The 15953-nt window shown below is 50.5% G+C and carries 15 protein-coding genes; 11 read left to right on the top strand and 4 right to left on the bottom strand.

The window, feature by feature from the left end; all coding sequences use genetic code 11:
* Positions 1-4 precede the first annotated feature (4 nt).
* The 9 genes from P8J86_00630 to P8J86_00590 are packed head-to-tail and all read left to right on the top strand — an operon-like array spanning position 5 to position 8521.
* Positions 5-724, top strand: coding sequence for a cytochrome c (locus tag P8J86_00630; GenBank protein ID MDG2053190.1), 720 nt, complete (start codon positions 5-7; stop codon positions 722-724).
* A complete protein-coding gene (locus P8J86_00625; GenBank protein MDG2053189.1) occupies positions 721-2160 on the top strand; it encodes a hypothetical protein in 1440 nt (479 codons plus the stop codon). The genes P8J86_00630 and P8J86_00625 overlap by 4 nt, the downstream gene beginning before the upstream one ends.
* Before the next feature lie 15 nt (positions 2161-2175).
* Positions 2176-2553, top strand: a complete 378-nt coding sequence (locus tag P8J86_00620) for a hypothetical protein (protein ID MDG2053188.1) — start codon at positions 2176-2178, stop codon at positions 2551-2553.
* Entirely contained in the window at positions 2550-3494 is a 945-nt protein-coding gene (locus P8J86_00615) for an SCO family protein (protein MDG2053187.1), read from the top strand. The genes P8J86_00620 and P8J86_00615 overlap by 4 nt, the downstream gene beginning before the upstream one ends.
* On the top strand, positions 3491-4672 hold the full coding sequence (gene coxB, locus P8J86_00610) for a cytochrome c oxidase subunit II (GenBank protein MDG2053186.1): 1182 nt from the start codon (positions 3491-3493) through the stop codon (positions 4670-4672). Before P8J86_00615 ends, coxB begins: the two co-directional genes overlap by 4 nt.
* Positions 4673-4676: 4 nt before the next feature.
* The gene (gene ctaD / locus P8J86_00605) at positions 4677-6419 is read left to right on the top strand and encodes a cytochrome c oxidase subunit I (protein MDG2053185.1); all 1743 of its coding nucleotides are present in this window, start codon (positions 4677-4679) and stop codon (positions 6417-6419) included.
* Positions 6416-7432 carry a cytochrome c oxidase subunit 3 gene (locus P8J86_00600; GenBank protein MDG2053184.1) on the top strand — a complete coding sequence of 339 codons (1017 nt, stop codon included), beginning with the start codon at positions 6416-6418 and terminating at the stop codon, positions 7430-7432. The genes ctaD and P8J86_00600 overlap by 4 nt, the downstream gene beginning before the upstream one ends.
* A gap of 25 nt (positions 7433-7457) precedes the next feature.
* Positions 7458-7880 (top strand): cytochrome C oxidase subunit IV family protein, encoded by a 423-nt coding sequence (locus P8J86_00595; protein MDG2053183.1) that lies wholly within the window; start codon positions 7458-7460, stop codon positions 7878-7880.
* Positions 7877-8521, top strand: coding sequence for a heme-copper oxidase subunit III (locus P8J86_00590; GenBank protein ID MDG2053182.1), 645 nt, complete (start codon positions 7877-7879; stop codon positions 8519-8521). The genes P8J86_00595 and P8J86_00590 overlap by 4 nt, the downstream gene beginning before the upstream one ends.
* Here P8J86_00590 and P8J86_00585 read toward each other — a convergent pair.
* Positions 8518-9663 (bottom strand): DUF3179 domain-containing (seleno)protein, encoded by a 1146-nt coding sequence (locus P8J86_00585; GenBank protein ID MDG2053181.1) that lies wholly within the window; start codon positions 9661-9663, stop codon positions 8518-8520. The two genes, P8J86_00590 and P8J86_00585, sit on opposite strands and share 4 nt — an antisense overlap.
* Positions 9660-10676 carry a heme o synthase gene (gene cyoE, locus P8J86_00580; GenBank protein MDG2053180.1) on the bottom strand — a complete coding sequence of 339 codons (1017 nt, stop codon included), beginning with the start codon at positions 10674-10676 and terminating at the stop codon, positions 9660-9662. Before cyoE ends, P8J86_00585 begins: the two co-directional genes overlap by 4 nt.
* Before the next feature lie 184 nt (positions 10677-10860).
* Here cyoE and P8J86_00575 point away from each other — a divergent pair, with 184 nt between their 5' ends.
* Entirely contained in the window at positions 10861-12168 is a 1308-nt protein-coding gene (locus P8J86_00575) for a hypothetical protein (GenBank protein MDG2053179.1), read from the top strand.
* Here the strand turns inward: P8J86_00575 and P8J86_00570 are convergent.
* Together P8J86_00570 and P8J86_00565 are read right to left on the bottom strand one after the other, a co-directional pair.
* A complete protein-coding gene (locus P8J86_00570) occupies positions 12165-13619 on the bottom strand; it encodes an alpha/beta hydrolase-fold protein (GenBank protein ID MDG2053178.1) in 1455 nt (484 codons plus the stop codon). The two genes, P8J86_00575 and P8J86_00570, sit on opposite strands and share 4 nt — an antisense overlap.
* Positions 13620-13672: 53 nt before the next feature.
* A complete protein-coding gene (locus P8J86_00565; protein ID MDG2053177.1) occupies positions 13673-15109 on the bottom strand; it encodes a hypothetical protein in 1437 nt (478 codons plus the stop codon).
* Here P8J86_00565 and P8J86_00560 point away from each other — a divergent pair.
* Positions 15108-15944 (top strand): 6-phosphogluconolactonase, encoded by an 837-nt coding sequence (locus P8J86_00560; GenBank protein ID MDG2053176.1) that lies wholly within the window; start codon positions 15108-15110, stop codon positions 15942-15944. The two genes, P8J86_00565 and P8J86_00560, sit on opposite strands and share 2 nt — an antisense overlap.
* Positions 15945-15953: the final 9 nt, after the last annotated feature.

The following is a 15953-nucleotide window of genomic DNA, read 5'->3' as shown; positions in this document are numbered from 1 at the left end:
GCCCGTGGTTCCTCGTTGGATCAAATATGCGCTCATTGTGATCGGTATACTGGCACTCATACCGCCGGCTTTGATTGCGCGAGCTCGTATTGTTCCTAAACAGCATCCGCGTATCCACATTATTCAAAACATGGATAACCAGCCAAAGTATGTCGGGCAGCAACCCAATTTGCTTTTCAATGATGGCCGCTCAATGCGACCAGTCGTCCCGGGAGCAATTGCCCAAGGCGATATGGTTGACGATACCCATTACGCCATGGGTGTGGTTGATGGTGCGTGGGCCGTAGAATTCCCAGAGCAGATCAAAATTACAACTGACTTTGTTCTACGTGGCCAAGAACGATTCGAGATTTACTGCATGCCATGCCATGGCCCTACAGGTGTAGGTGATGGCATTATTAATCAAAGAGCCATGCAGTTGCTCGAACGTGGGCTTCCAACAGGTACGACTTGGGTTCAAGCCAAGAATATTCATGAACCTCAAATTGTTGAACAGCCTCTTGGGCAAGTCTTCAATACGATTACCAATGGTGTTAGAAACATGTCGGGTTATGGAGATCAGATTGCCATCGATGACCGTTGGGCGATCGTTTCTTACATTAAGGCGCTGCAAGAGAGTCGTAATGCAGATCCAGCGACAGTGCCTGATGCCGACTCGCTACCACGTATCGTCGAAGAACCATCTGCTGACCAGGCCGACACGGATTCGGAGGCAACACCATGACGGCCCATCAGCCTAGTGATGCTCGCTATCTCGGCCCTGTCGGGCGCAAAATGTTCTGGGCCTTTGGCCTTATTGGCATCGCGTGCATGGTGGTCAGCATTCTGGCAGGCATCTTCTTCACCGACGGAGAAGTTTTCTGGCGGTCATATATGTTTGCTTTTATCGTCATTGTTTCGATATCGCTGGGTGGCCTTTTCTTCAGCTTGTTGCATCACATGACGCGTGCAAGTTGGAGCGTCGTTATTCGGCGCCTTGCTGAGGCTGTGGCATCTAATTTCGTCTGGCTCTGGGTGTTGTTCATCCCACTTTGGGTTCTCATGGTCAGCGGCCATGGTGAACTGATCTATAAATGGGTGGGGGAGGTTGCTGCGATTCAAGCACAACACGCCGGAATGGACAGTTCCGATGTGAATGTTCAGATGGTTGCATTGGCAGATGCTGATGGAACAGCAGCAGTGGCCCATAGTGATGACAGCGGACATGGTGGGGCCCATAGTGATGACAGCGGACATGGTGGGGCCCACGGGCATAGCTTGATTGAGAAGAAGATGGCGTATCTGAATGTGCCCTTCTGGTTGATCCGTTCGGTGATCTACTTTGTTGTTTGGGGTGGACTCGCCTGGTTTTTGTTTTCAAACTCGGTCCGGCAGGATGCTGATGGTGAGCGTCACTGGTCGAGGCGACTTCAGCGCGGTGCACCAGTGGGGCTGATTTTGTACGCCCTGACTTCAACTTTTGCAGCGGTTGATTGGATGATGTCCCTGAACCCCGAGTGGTTCTCAACCATGTGGGGTGTCTACTTCTTTGCAGCTACTTGTTGTGGATTTTTTAGTTTCTTAATAATTTTAGTCTTTGTACTGCAGCAGACTGGTCATGTTAAGAAAGAGATTTCCCACGAGCATTGGCAGGATATGGGCAAGCTTCTCTTTGCATTTGGCATCGTCTTCTGGGCTTACATTGCCTACAGTCAGTACATGCTGATTTGGTACGCCAACATTCCGATTGAGACGGACTTTTTCCTGGTTCGCCAAATTGGCCCATGGTTCTGGGTGACGATGGTTTTACTACTGGGGCACTTCCTGGTGCCATTCATTATTTTGGTTTCAAAGCATCCCAAGAGACAGCCTGCGGCCATGACCCTGTTGGCCTGCTGGATGTTGTTGATGTTCTTCCTCGATATTTATTGGCTTGTGATGCCTCAAATGGAAGAGGCGGGTTATGCAATGGCCAAAGTGGTGGAATACGACCAACTCGTGGCAGCAGTCAACGATGGAACGATCTCCACGGGCTACGGTTGGCACGTTGTTAACTTTACTTTATTAGGCGGCATGGTTTGCCTGATGGTTGCTGGCACAATCTATCGTCTTCGAAACTGCGCTTTGATACCAATTCGTGATCCATGGTTACCCGATTCAATTCACTTTGAGAACATGTAGATAAAAGAGTTATTTGTGAGCATTCATACCCATCACAACATCGAGCACAATAAAGAGGATCATGAAGATCCCACTGCTGGTCCACTTTGGATCATCGGCGTGTGTTCTTGTGTGATCTTTATTGCCGTGTTCTTGGCGCTTACGGCGCTGTTCTACCAGGTTGATCGGGTGGAGTTCGGTGGCAAAGTGGAGAGTATTGAGAATCAAGATCGACAGGTGGTTATTGAAGCCCAGGCTTTTCTTAGAAATCAGGATGCGCGTTGGGTGGAGTACACCGACGCTCAGGATCAGCAGCAGCAGCGTTTAGAAGTTCCAATCGGTCATGCGATTGGCACGATTGTTCAACAGTATGGATTAGCAGATGCAGCGAAGGGCACACAGAACACCCAATGAGTAAGTGGCGAATATCAAATCTGATCGCGTTTGGACTGCTGGTTTGTGCAGTTGTTTCAACGCGCGCTACTGCCCAATATGCTGCCGACGATAATCCAGTTGAGTTCGAAGGCGTTGGTGTGGTCGAAAAGCTCGATGCGCAGTTGCCTCTTGATCTTGAATTTGTCGATGAGCATGGCAAAAAGGTCAAGCTTGGTGATTACTTTAAGCCGGGTAGGCCCGTCATCTTGACGCTCAATTATTACCGATGTCCCATGCTCTGTACGCTCACCCTTAATGGTCTCGTTAAGTCTTTGAATAAACTTGATTGGACTGCAGGCAACGAATTCGAGATTGTGACTGTCAGTATCGATCCGAATGAGGAGCCAGAGCTCGCGCAGGTGAAGAAGCGTCACTACCTTAGTTTTTATGACCGAGAAGGTGTCGATAAGGGTTGGCACTTCTTGACTGGTAATCAATCAGAAATTGAAACGCTGGCCAATTCTATTGGCTTTGGGTATCGCTATGACGAATCAAGCGGTGAGTATGCCCATGCTTCCAGTATTCAGTTCGTTACGCCATCTGGTCGAGTGAGTCGGTATTTCAATGATATTGAGTTTGATCCTCGCGACACCAAGTTGGCGTTGATTGAGTCGTCCGAAGGCGCTATCGGATCTCCATTCGAGCGAATGGCACTGCGTTGCTTTTACTATGATCCAGATAGCAAGAGTTATAAGTTTAGCGCAATGGCAGCAGTTAAAATTGGTGGCGTTGTCACTGTTGTGCTGATTCTCATTGGCTTGTTTATTCTCAAGCTCATTGGCCCCGCAAAAAATAATGGTGGTGGCAATCAGGGGTCTCCTGCGAGCCAGCCATCGGTCAGAGGTATAGATCGTCCTGCATCAAAACAAATGGACGCCTTTAACGGCTCAGGTGAGACCTCACAAGGTGGTGTGACGTGATTTCACTTGTTGCCGACATCATTCAGCTAGAAGTACTGAGCGCAATCGGAACGACTGCGTCGGGCGGCGCCACTTATTGGATGCCCGAGCAAGCCTCTGAAGTCGCACCAAAGATAGATTGGCTCTTTGAGTTCATTAATGTCATTTGCTATATCTTCTTTGCTGCGATTCTCATTCTGACCGTTGTCTTCTCAATCGTTTACAGACGGCGAAGCCATACGCGTGAGGGTGAAGAAGTAACGCACCACACAGCACTTGAAGTGACCTGGACAATTGTCCCGCTACTGATTGTCGTTGTGATGTTCTATATGGGTATGACCGGTTACATGTATCTTGATACGGTGCCGGAAAATGCCTATGAGGTACGTGTCAATGGCCAGGTATGGTCTTGGACTTTCCAGCATCCCAATGGCGCTGTTGAGGGTGATCAGGTAACGCTTCCTATGGATCGACCGGTGCAGTTCATTATGACATCCTCAGATGTGTTGCACTCAGTTTTCATTCCAGCATTTAGAGTCAAAAATGATGTGGTGCCGGGTCGTTATCGAACGCTCTGGTTCACGGCAACAAAACCGGGCGAGTTCCAGTTGTTGTGCTCCGAATATTGCGGCAAGGGACATTCTGATATGTCAGCGCGCGTTTTCGTTCTTCCTGAGGAAGAGTTTCAGATTGAAATTGCGAGGTTGGCTCAGGAATATATGGACTTGCCGACAGAAGCGCTTGGCTACTATGCAGCGGATAAGCTCTACCCACGCTGTGCATCATGTCATAGTGTCAACGGGGATCCGAATACTGGCCCGACCTTTAAGGGGCTGTGGGAACGTACGCAAGCCGGTGAGCAGAGGTTTACAAACGGTGCGGTCATGTCACAGTTGCAAAAGCAAGGCGATGGTTTTTATGACCCTGACATGGGTGGTGTGCAAAATTACATTCGTGAATCGATCCTCTACCCACAGAAACTTATTAATGAGGGCTATGGTCCTGTGATGCCAAGTTTCAAGGGGCAACTAAAGGATCGCCAGGTCGATGCGTTGATTATGATGCTCCGTGACCTCGACACCTACTTTGAAGCTGATGGATCCGTCAAGCCTGCGCCGGAAAATCTAGCACCTCCAGAGGAAGCGGAACCCGAAGAGGTACAAACAGCAAATCAAGACGGAGGGACCCCAGAGGCCTAGTGCGATGACCACCATTCCTGTACCACCAACCCCACCAGTAGCACCAGAGCTCGCAAGAGATAATTATCTCACCTACACGCGCGGTTTCTGGAGTTGGCTCTTTACACTCGATCACAAAAGAATTGGCGTGATGTATCTCTGTGGTGTGTTGGGCATGTTCTTCGTTGGTGGTATTTTTGCGCTTCTTGTCCGAACACAGTTGCTCTCGCCTGAAGGTGCTGTCTTTAGTGATAACGCCAATTACAACCGCGCGTTCACCTTGCATGGCGCGATCATGGTATTCCTCGTGATTATTCCGAGTGTGCCAGCTGCACTAGGTAATTTCGTGCTCCCTATTATGTTGGGCGCTAAGGACGTCGCATTCCCAAGACTGAATCTCTTTAGCTTTTGGCTTTGGATGGCTGGAGCGGTCTTTTTTATCATGGTCTTGGTTAACGTTGATGGTGGTCTTGATACTGGATGGACCTTCTACACGCCTTATAGCACGACAGATGGAATGGCTTTTGGCGGCGTGCTTTGGGCAGTGATTGGTGTTTTCATTCTCGGATTCAGCTCGATCTTTACAGGCATGAATTTCATTGTGACAATTCATCGTCTGCGACCACCTGGGATGACGTGGTTTAGGATGCCTCTATTCCTTTGGGCGTTATATGCAACAGCACTGATTCAGGTGCTCGCGACACCCGTCCTTGGAATTACTGTTGCGCTGCTCTTCATGGAACGTCTGTTTGGAATGGGTTTCTTTAACCCTGCACTCGGCGGCGACCCTGTTCTCTATCAGCACTTCTTCTGGTTCTATTCACACCCCGCGGTGTACATTATGATTCTGCCTGCCATGGGCATTATCAGTGAGCTGATTTCTGTTCATAGTCATAAGCACATCTTTGGATATCGCTTTATTGCGTTTAGTTCAATTGCCATTGCGTTGTTCGGATTTCTCGTGTGGGGTCACCACATGTTTACATCTGGGCAGTCTCAGTTAATCAATGTCGTATTCTCAGCGATTACGTTTAGCGTTTCGATTCCGTCAGCGATCAAGATCTTTAACTGGCTGGCTACGTTGTACAGAGGATCGATTAGTCTTAATACGCCGATGCTCTATGCGCTCGGGTTTATTGTGATCTTTGCAATTGGTGGTCTGACAGGACTTCACTTGGGAACGCTGGCTACAGACATTCACCTGCATGACACATACTTTGTGGTTGCACACTTCCATTATGTCATGATGGGTTCGGCCCTCATTGCAATGATTGGTGGAATGCACCACTGGTGGCCGAAAATGACCGGTCGCATGTACAGTGAAAACTGGGGCCGCTTCGCATTTGCATTGGTCTTTATTGGTTTCAACGTGACTTTCTTTACGCAGTTTGCTCTTGGAAGTCAGGGGATGCCGCGTCGCTATGCAACCTATGACGGCTTAGTCCAGACAGATCTTTATCACCGTTATCATGTGATCTCAACACTTGGTTCATATGTGTTGGCCATTGGCTTCTTTGTGACGGCTGGCTATTTGCTCTACTCGCTCTTCGCCGGAAAGCGAGCGCCTTCCAATCCTTGGGGCGGCCGCAGCTTGGAGTGGCAGTGCACATCACCGCCACCACACGACAACTTCAAAGAGGCTCCGACTGTGGGTGATTGCTACGATTTCAGTGTCCTTGAGTGGGATGAGTCGGAGCAAGGCTACAAATGGCGAGATGATATTGAACGTCCTGGTAGCATTGATGCAGGAAAGGAAGGTCACGCGTGACCCAGATCCCTGTAGAGCATGATCATCATGATGCGCATCATGACCATCCCAAGGAGCTTGGACATCACTGGGACAATATGACCCAGCAGTTCGAAGCCGGCAAGCTTGGGATGTGGTTGTTCCTGGCAACTGAAATTTTGCTCTTTGGCGGTCTCTTCTGCGGCTACGCAATTTGGCGGGGCAATCACCCCGATATCTTTGCTTATGGAAGTCAGTACCTGTCAGTCAAATGGGGTGCTATTAATACGTGCGTCCTTTTGCTCAGTAGCATGACCATGGCTATGGGTGTGACAATGGCGCAGCGCGGCAATAAGCCCGGGCTTTTTATCTGTTTGGTGCTCACACTTTTGGGCGCCTTTGGGTTCTTGGCTATTAAGTACGTAGAGTACAGTCATAAAATTCATGAAGGCCTCTTGCCAGGAATGGCTTTCTATGACAAGCCTGCGGATTCACACATTTGGGTTGAGATCCAAGAACAAGCAGATCAAGACCAAGCCATGGCTGCAACGATGGATGTCACAGAGTCGCAGCAAGAAGCGGCTCTGATAGAGGCCCGAGCAGATCTGCCTTCGCTTCCGCCATCCGAGGCCAGTGCCAACGAGCCAGCAGCAATTGGTCCCAGTGGGCTCAATCAAAGCAAGGTTGTTCAAGAAGAAGAAACCTATCGAGTCTTCTATAAGGAAGGGCGTATCGCAGCCCAACAAGACCAGGCGGCGATGGCTGCTTATGCAGACAATCCTGAAGAGGCAATGCAGGAGCTTCAAAAGCATCCACTTCAAGATCCTGATCGCCCGCCCAATGCTCAGAAGTTTTTCACCATCTACTTCTTGATGACCGGCCTTCATGGAATCCATGTTGTGGTTGGCATCATCGTCATTCTTTGGTTGATCTATCTGACCTTGCGTGGTCGGTTCAATAGGCAGTACTACACGCCCGTGGATTGCGGTGGGTTGTACTGGCACGTCGTTGATTTAATCTGGATATTCTTGTTCCCACTTTTCTATCTCATCTGACCCATTTATGGACAGGCGTTGAGTAATGTCGCACGAGCACACAGAAGCAAATATCGAACACCACCATCCAAAGGCGCATGAACACGCCGGTATCGGCCATGCAGTGCCTATGTGGTTTCTTGCGTTTATCTGTGCGATTCTGCTTCTTCTTACCGGTGTAACCGTGTTCTCAAGCTTTATCGACTTCAATGAATGGCATATGCCTGAAATGAACTTGTTGCTTGCCCTGATTATTGCAACTGTTAAGGCTTCTATTGTCTGCCTCTACTTCATGCACTTGAGGTGGGATCGTCCGTTCGTGTCCTTTATTTTTATTACTTCAGTGATCCTCCTGGCGTTATTCATTGGGTTTGCGATAACAGATACGAAAGAATATCAGACGCTTGTTGATCAGAATGACTCGTCGGTTATCCAAGATCGACTGACGGAACTCGGACTTCCCAAATGACCCCTCCTACGGGTAATTCGCTTCCAGTTGATCGAGTTCAACGCAACTCAAGAACACCGTTTCAAACAACGGCCGATCGTCTTGGTGCAGGTCGCTTTGGCCTAATGCTGTTTCTTATATCACTGGGTGCCTTATTTGCAGCGACCTTGGTTGCCTTTCTGGTGCTTCGATTTCAGGCCGGTGAACTTTGGCCAGCAACGCTTCCTGCGGTGCCATGGATGTTATGGATTTCAACGGCCGTACTTATCATTGGAAGTGGCACTGTCCATTTTGCAGTCGTGATGTATCGGCGTGATCAAGTCAGAGGCGCCATGGCACTGATTGGTATGACGGGGCTATTGGGTGTGCTCTTTGTTTTGATTCAAGCAGCTGCTTGGTTTCAGTGGCACGATGCTGTCGCCAGCTTGTGGAATCAGAATGGAGTGCCGCGTGTGGCGGCTGCAGGCTTCTATATGCTGACAGGCATCCATGCAGTGCATGTCATTGGTGGACTTGTCGCAGTGGGCGTGGTGCTCTTGATGGCGGCGAAGGCTGGGGCGCATCATGTGAGCCGAGGCGTCATTCAGGGCTGTGCCATGTACTGGCACTTCCTCGATGTCGTTTGGATCATCTTGCTTTTGGTAATGGTCTTTGCGATTTAGTCTGACTTGTCTGTCTTTGGCATGGTCATAAGCTCATCTTTAGGGTGAAGGGCATGCCAAGCAAACCAGAAACTATAAGGCGCATTAATGGGCAAGTTGCTGTCGGTATAGACGGCAGACACATGCTCAGGATCTTGAACATATGAAAAACGAATCGGTTGCCCTGATGTTTCGTCTATCCAGTTGCCATCGCCATCGACTTGCGCGGCGATAAGATTGTAGGGATAGACGTAGCGTTTGTTGTTGCGATCAGTCACAACGATAACTCGTTCTTTAAACGGGGCACTATCTGCATCAGGTGTGTGCGAGAGTGCTGTGCCATTGGGAAGCACGTTGCTGGTGAAGTACGAAGGATCTCCTGTTTGTGGGTTCGACTTCTTGTATACCCGTGCATAGGTTGGATCTCTATCAATGACCGTTGTCTCGGGGTGAGCTGCAAGCCAAGACGCCCAGGTGGTCAACTGCGTGGGGTAGGTATTGAGCGTTTGTTGTGACTGGGCTGCGGGGCCGGCTAATGGCGTTCCTTCGAGTTGATTCCAAAGGCTGGGCTGAGTTGTGGGCATGTCATCACGCTTGCGGTCGTAGTAAACAGCATTGCCGTTATACAGCAGGCCGCTGACCCCGAGCTCGAGTATCTGTTCATTCATTGTGCGTTCGAAGACACGGATTCCACCTGAAGGCCAGTGGTAGGTGACCGCGATAGGCTTGTTGCCAACAGTATCGTTTACGATTTCATGTACGTTGAGAACGTGAAGGGGATAGGCACGGGCTTCGTCGCCGACTGCCACGCCGATGACCAAGTCCGAGGGCACCATGTATTTTTTGCGGCCGGTTTTGGCATTGACCTCATCTACGGATAGACGAGGTGGCATCGTTAGTGGGTGCACCATATCTCGATAGCGCATGCCAGCAGTCAATGCATCTCGATCACCATTGACCAGAGATAGATCAAAACCGTAACTCTCAGGATTGATTCCATCACCTAAAGGAGGGTCCATGCCACGTAGGAGAGCCGGAGTAGCCAGCCAAAGAGCGGCGCCAAGGCACAACGCTATTGCAAGAAGAATGACCCATCCACCGCCAGCGACAGTGAGCATTTTTTGGGGCCGTTGAGGTTGGTTGTCGTCAGTTGATTGATTCATTGTGCGGAAGGGTTGGTGATGATATCTGGATGTGCTGTTTCAAAGCTCGCAGTTGGAGCATCTCTTTGTTGTGCTACGAAGGCGTCCAAGGGACTATAGGGGTGCCGATCGATCACGAGAAGAACAAGAAGGACGGTGAGATACAAAAGGCTTGCCATAAAGACTCTTTTTGCATTTTCGTCAGTTCGGCGACGGTAGAGCTGCATGCCTCGATAACTGAACCAGCCACCTAAGAGCACGGCACCAATTGCAAAAATCTCACCGGCAAGACCTGCTGCGCAGACCAATAGTCCCAGTGGAATGAGGCAGAGGCTCGTAATCACAATGGTCTCGCTGGTCAGTCGTCCGGTTTCATCGACAACAGGCAGCATTTTGAAACCGCCGCGTCGATAGTCTTCGCGGTACATCCAAGCGAGCGCAAAGAAGTGTGGTAACTGCCACACAAACAGAATGGCTGCTAAGAGCCAGCCGCCTCCGGACAGGGTGCCGGTGGCTGCAACCCAACCAATCAGTGGGGGTAATGCTCCACAGATGGCTCCAATCAGGGTGTTGAGCGTGCTTCGGGTCTTGAGTGGTGTATAGACCAGGACGTATAAGACAATTGTGGCGAGTGCCAAGCCTGAGGCCAGTAAGTTGACCAAAAGGGCAAGGATGGCGAGGCCAACATATCCCATCAACATGCCTGCAATGAAAGCATGCACACGCCCCATTGCACCAGATGGAATTGGCCTTTCCTGAGTCCGCTGCATCCGGCTATCCAAGGTGGCTTCCATCAGTTGATTGAGTGCTGAGGCGGACGCTGCTGAGAGCGCTGTGCCTATGAGTGTCCATAAGAGAACAAGCCAATCGATGGTCGTAGAGCTACCGATAAAGAAACCAACAAAAGTGGTCAGCAACACCAGTGAGGTGAGTCGGGCTTTGGTGAGGTCACAGTAGAGCGCCGGCAGACTTTTTTTGCTGGCGGTGGCCTCTGAGGCCGTCGTCGTGGCCTCGTCGGAGATAGGAGTGCTCATTGCGCACATCAGTGTAAAAATCCCGGTCGATGTTAAGAACCTGTTTCCATGCGGGAGAAAAGATCCGTGCAAAGCATTGCCCAAGGAAAGGAATTGATTACTAGGCTAAAATACTCAAACCCGGATCAGATCCCTCAGTATAGCGTGCGAAGTCCTAAATGATGCAAAATGTAGTGAGTTGAAGATGGTCAATCAGGCTCAAAAACAGCCAGGACGGACCCTTGCCATTGGCTTGGCTATGACCACAGCCATGTGGGTTTTTGCGTTCATTGCGTTCATGCAGGTGGGCTTGGCTCTGGGAGAGGTCCTCTTTGCCCTTACGCTGCTGGTGTTGGTCGTTGGTGGCGGTGTTATTGGTTTTACCGGAGGTGGGTGGAAGGGTGGCGTTGGGGCTGGCCTGATCTGTGCAAGTATCAACATGTTGTTGATTGGTGCAGTTGTCGGTGGCAGTGAGGATGCCGCTCAGATGACCGGTGATGCTGTGCTATGGGCGCTTGGTGTGTATGGCGTGAGCGTTTTTCTTTGTGGACTTGGCGCTTTGGTCGCAAGTGCACTGACAAGAAATACCAGATCACTACAAATCAATTGGCGATGTATTCTGGGCAATGTCATCTTTGGGATGGTGTTTTTTATGCTCATTGTTGGCGGGTTGGTGACTGGCCTTCAGGTTGGCATGGCGGTGCCAGATTGGCCCAATACTTTTGGCCACAACATGCTCCTTTACCCACTCAGTGAGATGACTGATGGCGTGTACTTTGAGCACGCGCACCGTCTCTATGGAATGCTTGTCGGCCTCACGGCACTCATCTTCTTCTTTGCCGTGATGCGTCTTGATCGTCGACCTTGGCTTGTCGTAGTGGCGGGCGTCTTTATCGTGCTGCTACTCATACAAGGAACACTCGGAGGCACCCGGGTGACTGAGAACAGTATTGCGTTGGCTGCCGTTCATGGAGTGTTTGGTCAAGTCGTCTTCGCGTTTTCAGCCTTGTTTGGCGTATTTATGCATACGCGATGGAAAGCGGTACCGCGTGAGGAGACACAGAGCACAGGGAGCTGGTTAGGGGCCTGGCTCGTTATTGGAGTTCTCGCGCAAATTGCGATTGGCTCGGCCTATCGCCATTATAAATGGCCGATGGGTATAGAGGCTGCAGGTGTCAACGGCCTCTTGCAGTTACATATTGTTCTCGCGGTGCTCGTGTTGCTGCTCGTGATTATCACGGGCGGCGTTGCGATTACACAAAACCGTGATGAGCGCGTTATCCAACGAGCGGGTGTCTTGGTGTTGTGTATTCTTGGTTTACAGATCTTGTTCGGCATCTTAGCGCTGATCGCAGTGCTCAGCACGGGTAAAGATGCAGCCATGTCACCGCTGACAGTGGCCATTACGACGGCTCATCAGGCGACTGGTGGACTTCTCTTGGCTTTTTCAGCGCGGTTATGTGCGTGGTTATGGAGACGGCGTACCCCATCGTCGCCCAGCGTGACTGCTTAGTTGTTCTCTGGTTTGGCGAGCTGTTGGGCGTTGTAGCGATCGAGTAGCTCTCGGTCGATTCGATCAAAGAGTCTCTTATTGATGAAACTACTGTGATCTTCGCCTTCCAGTACTTCAACTTTCGCGTCTGCGCCCAACGTTGCGAAGGTCTCTGCAAGTAGTATCACAGCCCCATCAAGGTAGAAGGTGTCTTCGCTGCCGACGATGATCGTAATCTTGTTGGCGAGTCTCTCTTTAAGTTGGCTCCAGTTCTTGAGGAGATACTCTTGTATGTCATACTTCTTCCATGCTTCAGCGACTTCAGGATTGATGACACCGGTTAGAGGATCTGCAATTCGTAGTGGCTTTCCATCTTTACCACGCGGGCTAAATACCCATTCAAAACTGCGTAGTTGGCCGCCATCACCAAGTACATTCTCGACCGCCACAAAATCGTCTGTGTAAATAAGCTGTACTTCCCCTTCATGTGCGAGCGCAGCACGTTGCCCATCGCTCGCGAGAAAAAGATTGGCATCTGGCGCGTAAAGATTGACTTGTTGGAATGCGCGGAAATCAACTGGATCTGGGCAAAGTGACCAAACACCGCCAAAAGAGTCGGGGTACATCACTTGTAGCCAAAGTGTGGACCATCCACCTGAAGACACGCCGGAAAGGAAACGTGCTTCTGGATGAGGGTCAACTCGATATGTTCGCTCTAAGTAAGGGATAAACTCTTCGATTAAGGCTTTGGCGCGCGGGCCATTGTTCGCTGAGTCTGCAAAGACGTGATGCCCACCGTAGCAAAGGGGATCTAAGACCACACGGATGATGTCGTCACTGCCAGGCGTATTGTTCCACACGTTACTGAACTGAAACGCGCTCAAGTGGTCGCTGCCGAAACCGCCGACCCAATAGAGTGTGGGATAGTGGCGATCGCCCGACATTTCATAGCCTTCAGGCAAGAGCACAATCGCTCTCATCTTGATGGGGCTTTTGTAGAACGCGCTCAATAAAGGACTGGGAAGTTCTGCCATTGACCAGTTGCCAGTGGCAGGAAGAGAGGGCGCCTTTGTAACTCTGTCAATGGTTAGTGCGATTGCATCTGCACTTTGATCAGGTATGACAATGGACTGTTTTTTGCTGTATGCATTACCGATGCCAGCGCCGAGCATGGGCGAATTCTGATTAAGTCGCATGACGGCTTGCACATTCCAGTCGCTCTTAGAGAGCTTGCTTAAGGGTTTTGGAAAACTATGTGCGTTATCGTCAAAAGTGAGAGGTTCTCCGGGCTTCCACTGGTCTACATCGACAGCAAAAAAAGGCTCTGTATTAAACCAGCTTGGACCAAAGCGAGGTTGGCCCCAGCCTTGGGTGAACATGAGGTAGACACGTCCGGTATAGCTATCAGTAATCTCAGGTGAATAAGTGACATCAATAGTACCTGCTGACGCGCTACTGGTAGCGCATAACACGGCAGTAAGAGCCAACAGGAAAAAACGCGGGAGTTTGTTTAAATACATGCGTACTATTGTACGGGTTCAGTCGACTTTGAGTTGCTTTTGTTGAATGGCTTAAGTGCCTCTTCTAAAGCCAATAGAGCATAAGCAGTGGTCAACGCCGGCTCATTTTCCAGCCAGCGATCCTGGAGATTGATCCACTGCCCATTCGCTTGTTGTCTCGAAACAAGAGCTGTGATCAGTTCAACGCGCCAGTCGTGGACGACGCCACTGGCATCAATAACATTATTTTGCTGAGCGACCCGAAGGGCGCGCGCAAGCGCATGCAAGTAGTAGTAGTAGCCTTGCTGGCCAAGTCCAGGGTTCTCATCAAGCGTCCAATTATTTCGAATCCAATCGTAGACAGCTCGTACGCGAACATCATCTGCAGTCAGTCCTGCATAGAGCAAGCTTTTGAAGCCTGCATATGACATTGAACCGTAGCTCCGAAGACTGGGCGATTCATTGGCAGCAAGCAGGGCACGGCCGTCTCGCCCCTCGCCAGCGGCCTCACTGGCCATAGACTCGCCACCGTTGGCAGGTGTGTAAATAAACCCACCATCGTTCGTGTTCCAGGAGGAGTCATTGGTTGCTCTCAGGTTCTGGGCGCGTGAAACAAATGCAAGCGCTCTTTGAACCGCTGGTTCATCTGGACTCACTCCAGCATCGTAGAGCGCCTCGAGCATCATCTGCGTGTTAGAAAGATCTGGCCGACCTCGATTGCCATAACCAGAGCCTCCATACCAATCTTGCGATTTTGTTAAACCCTCCGCTTCATCCCATTGCATTTGCTTGAGCTGGGTTGTCGTGTCGAGAATAACACCGCCGTATTCAAATTCATCTTGTGCAGCAAGGGCGCTGACAATACTGGCAGTGACATAGTTAGTAAGGGGGCCTGCGCCATAGGTGCCATCGGTTTGTCTCGCGGCAAGTAAGGCGTTTATTCCACGTATTGCAGCCGTGTCATCGCCCTGGCCAGCTTGCGCAAATGCTTTGACAACCAGGGCGGTAATGGCCAGATCTACGGGGGTCTTTTGGCGAGGGGCTCCAGTCGGATTTGCTTCTTGGCCAACGCCCCATAGGCCGTCGGTTGACTGAATTGCTCGTAGGGCCTCAAGTCCTTTTGTGATCGCTGCGCGCGCCTGTTGATCAAGCGTGGGTTCAAGATCGTTCTGCGTGAATGAAGGTGCGATTCGGTGCTCAGGTGGGAGCGGTTGTACCAGTTTCTCTGGTAGTGGTGGCAATTCCATGAGCGTGATTCGTGTTGGATCAATCCGCTGGTCTAACAGAAGCCCTTCTTGGGCCTCTGACATGGAATCGGAGGCGGTCTGCGTACAAAGCGCCAGAATAAGTACAGAATGGATTAAGCACATAAGCCTATGATAGTCAGTATCCAAGTCGTGACTCTTAATATTGTTGGAATGCCAATAGTCGTGAACGCAAATCGCCCAGGAGTGACTGGTCATGTCTGAGACACCTAAAGAGCGATTGCCTGATGGACTTCATCAACTGACACGCCATTCGACTGGCGATAGCGATGGATATGACGTTGTGGGCGGCGATCTACCAAAGCCAGTACTTTCTGGAGTTGTTTCGGTCGCGCCAGATCTTGACTCCTTGATTGAGCTAATCGCTGCTGATCTATTTGTTCATGCAGAGCGCTCTCTGATTAGTTGTTCGGAATTCCATATGGCGCTGACCGTTGGGCCGATACAGCTGCGCCTCTATGAACGACTTATGTGTGATGTCACACTGAGAAGTTTTCCCTGGTCACGCACGCATATTTGGATGGCCGCTCAGCGTGTTGATGTTGATGACTATCAAGAAGTACGTGAACGGCTCGTTTTTCATTCAGATATTCCTGCAGCGAATGTGCATCCTTGGAAGCCAGTTGATGATGATCCACCTGGTCATACCTATGAAGCACTTTTGAAATCGAAACTTGTAGAGCGGCCAGCTGCAATGCAGCGTCTGGATTACGCGATACTTGGTCTACAAGCTGACGGTGGCGTGGCCGCAATAACGCCAACATCTGAAGTGGCCCATGATCGACATGCCGGCCTTGTCGAAGGCCCCGATGGTCAGCGCTGGCTAACGCTTGGACTGGATATTCTCAGTCAAGCGAGATTGATTAGCGTTGTCGCGGCTGGTAAAGCGATGGCACCAACGGTCGAATTGGTTCGCGCCATGACTGCATCTGGTGCTGAAGACCTGCCCATTTTAGGGATCTCTGCAATGAGTGGCGGTCATCTGAAGTGGTATCTCGATCGCGAGGCTTGTCCCTCTGAAGACTCGGCGTAGCAGCCGGGC

Source organism: Phycisphaerales bacterium (assembly GCA_029268515.1).
Taxonomy (GTDB): domain Bacteria; phylum Planctomycetota; class Phycisphaerae; order Phycisphaerales; family SM1A02; genus JAQWNP01.
This window is presented reverse-complemented; position numbering and strand designations above follow the sequence as displayed.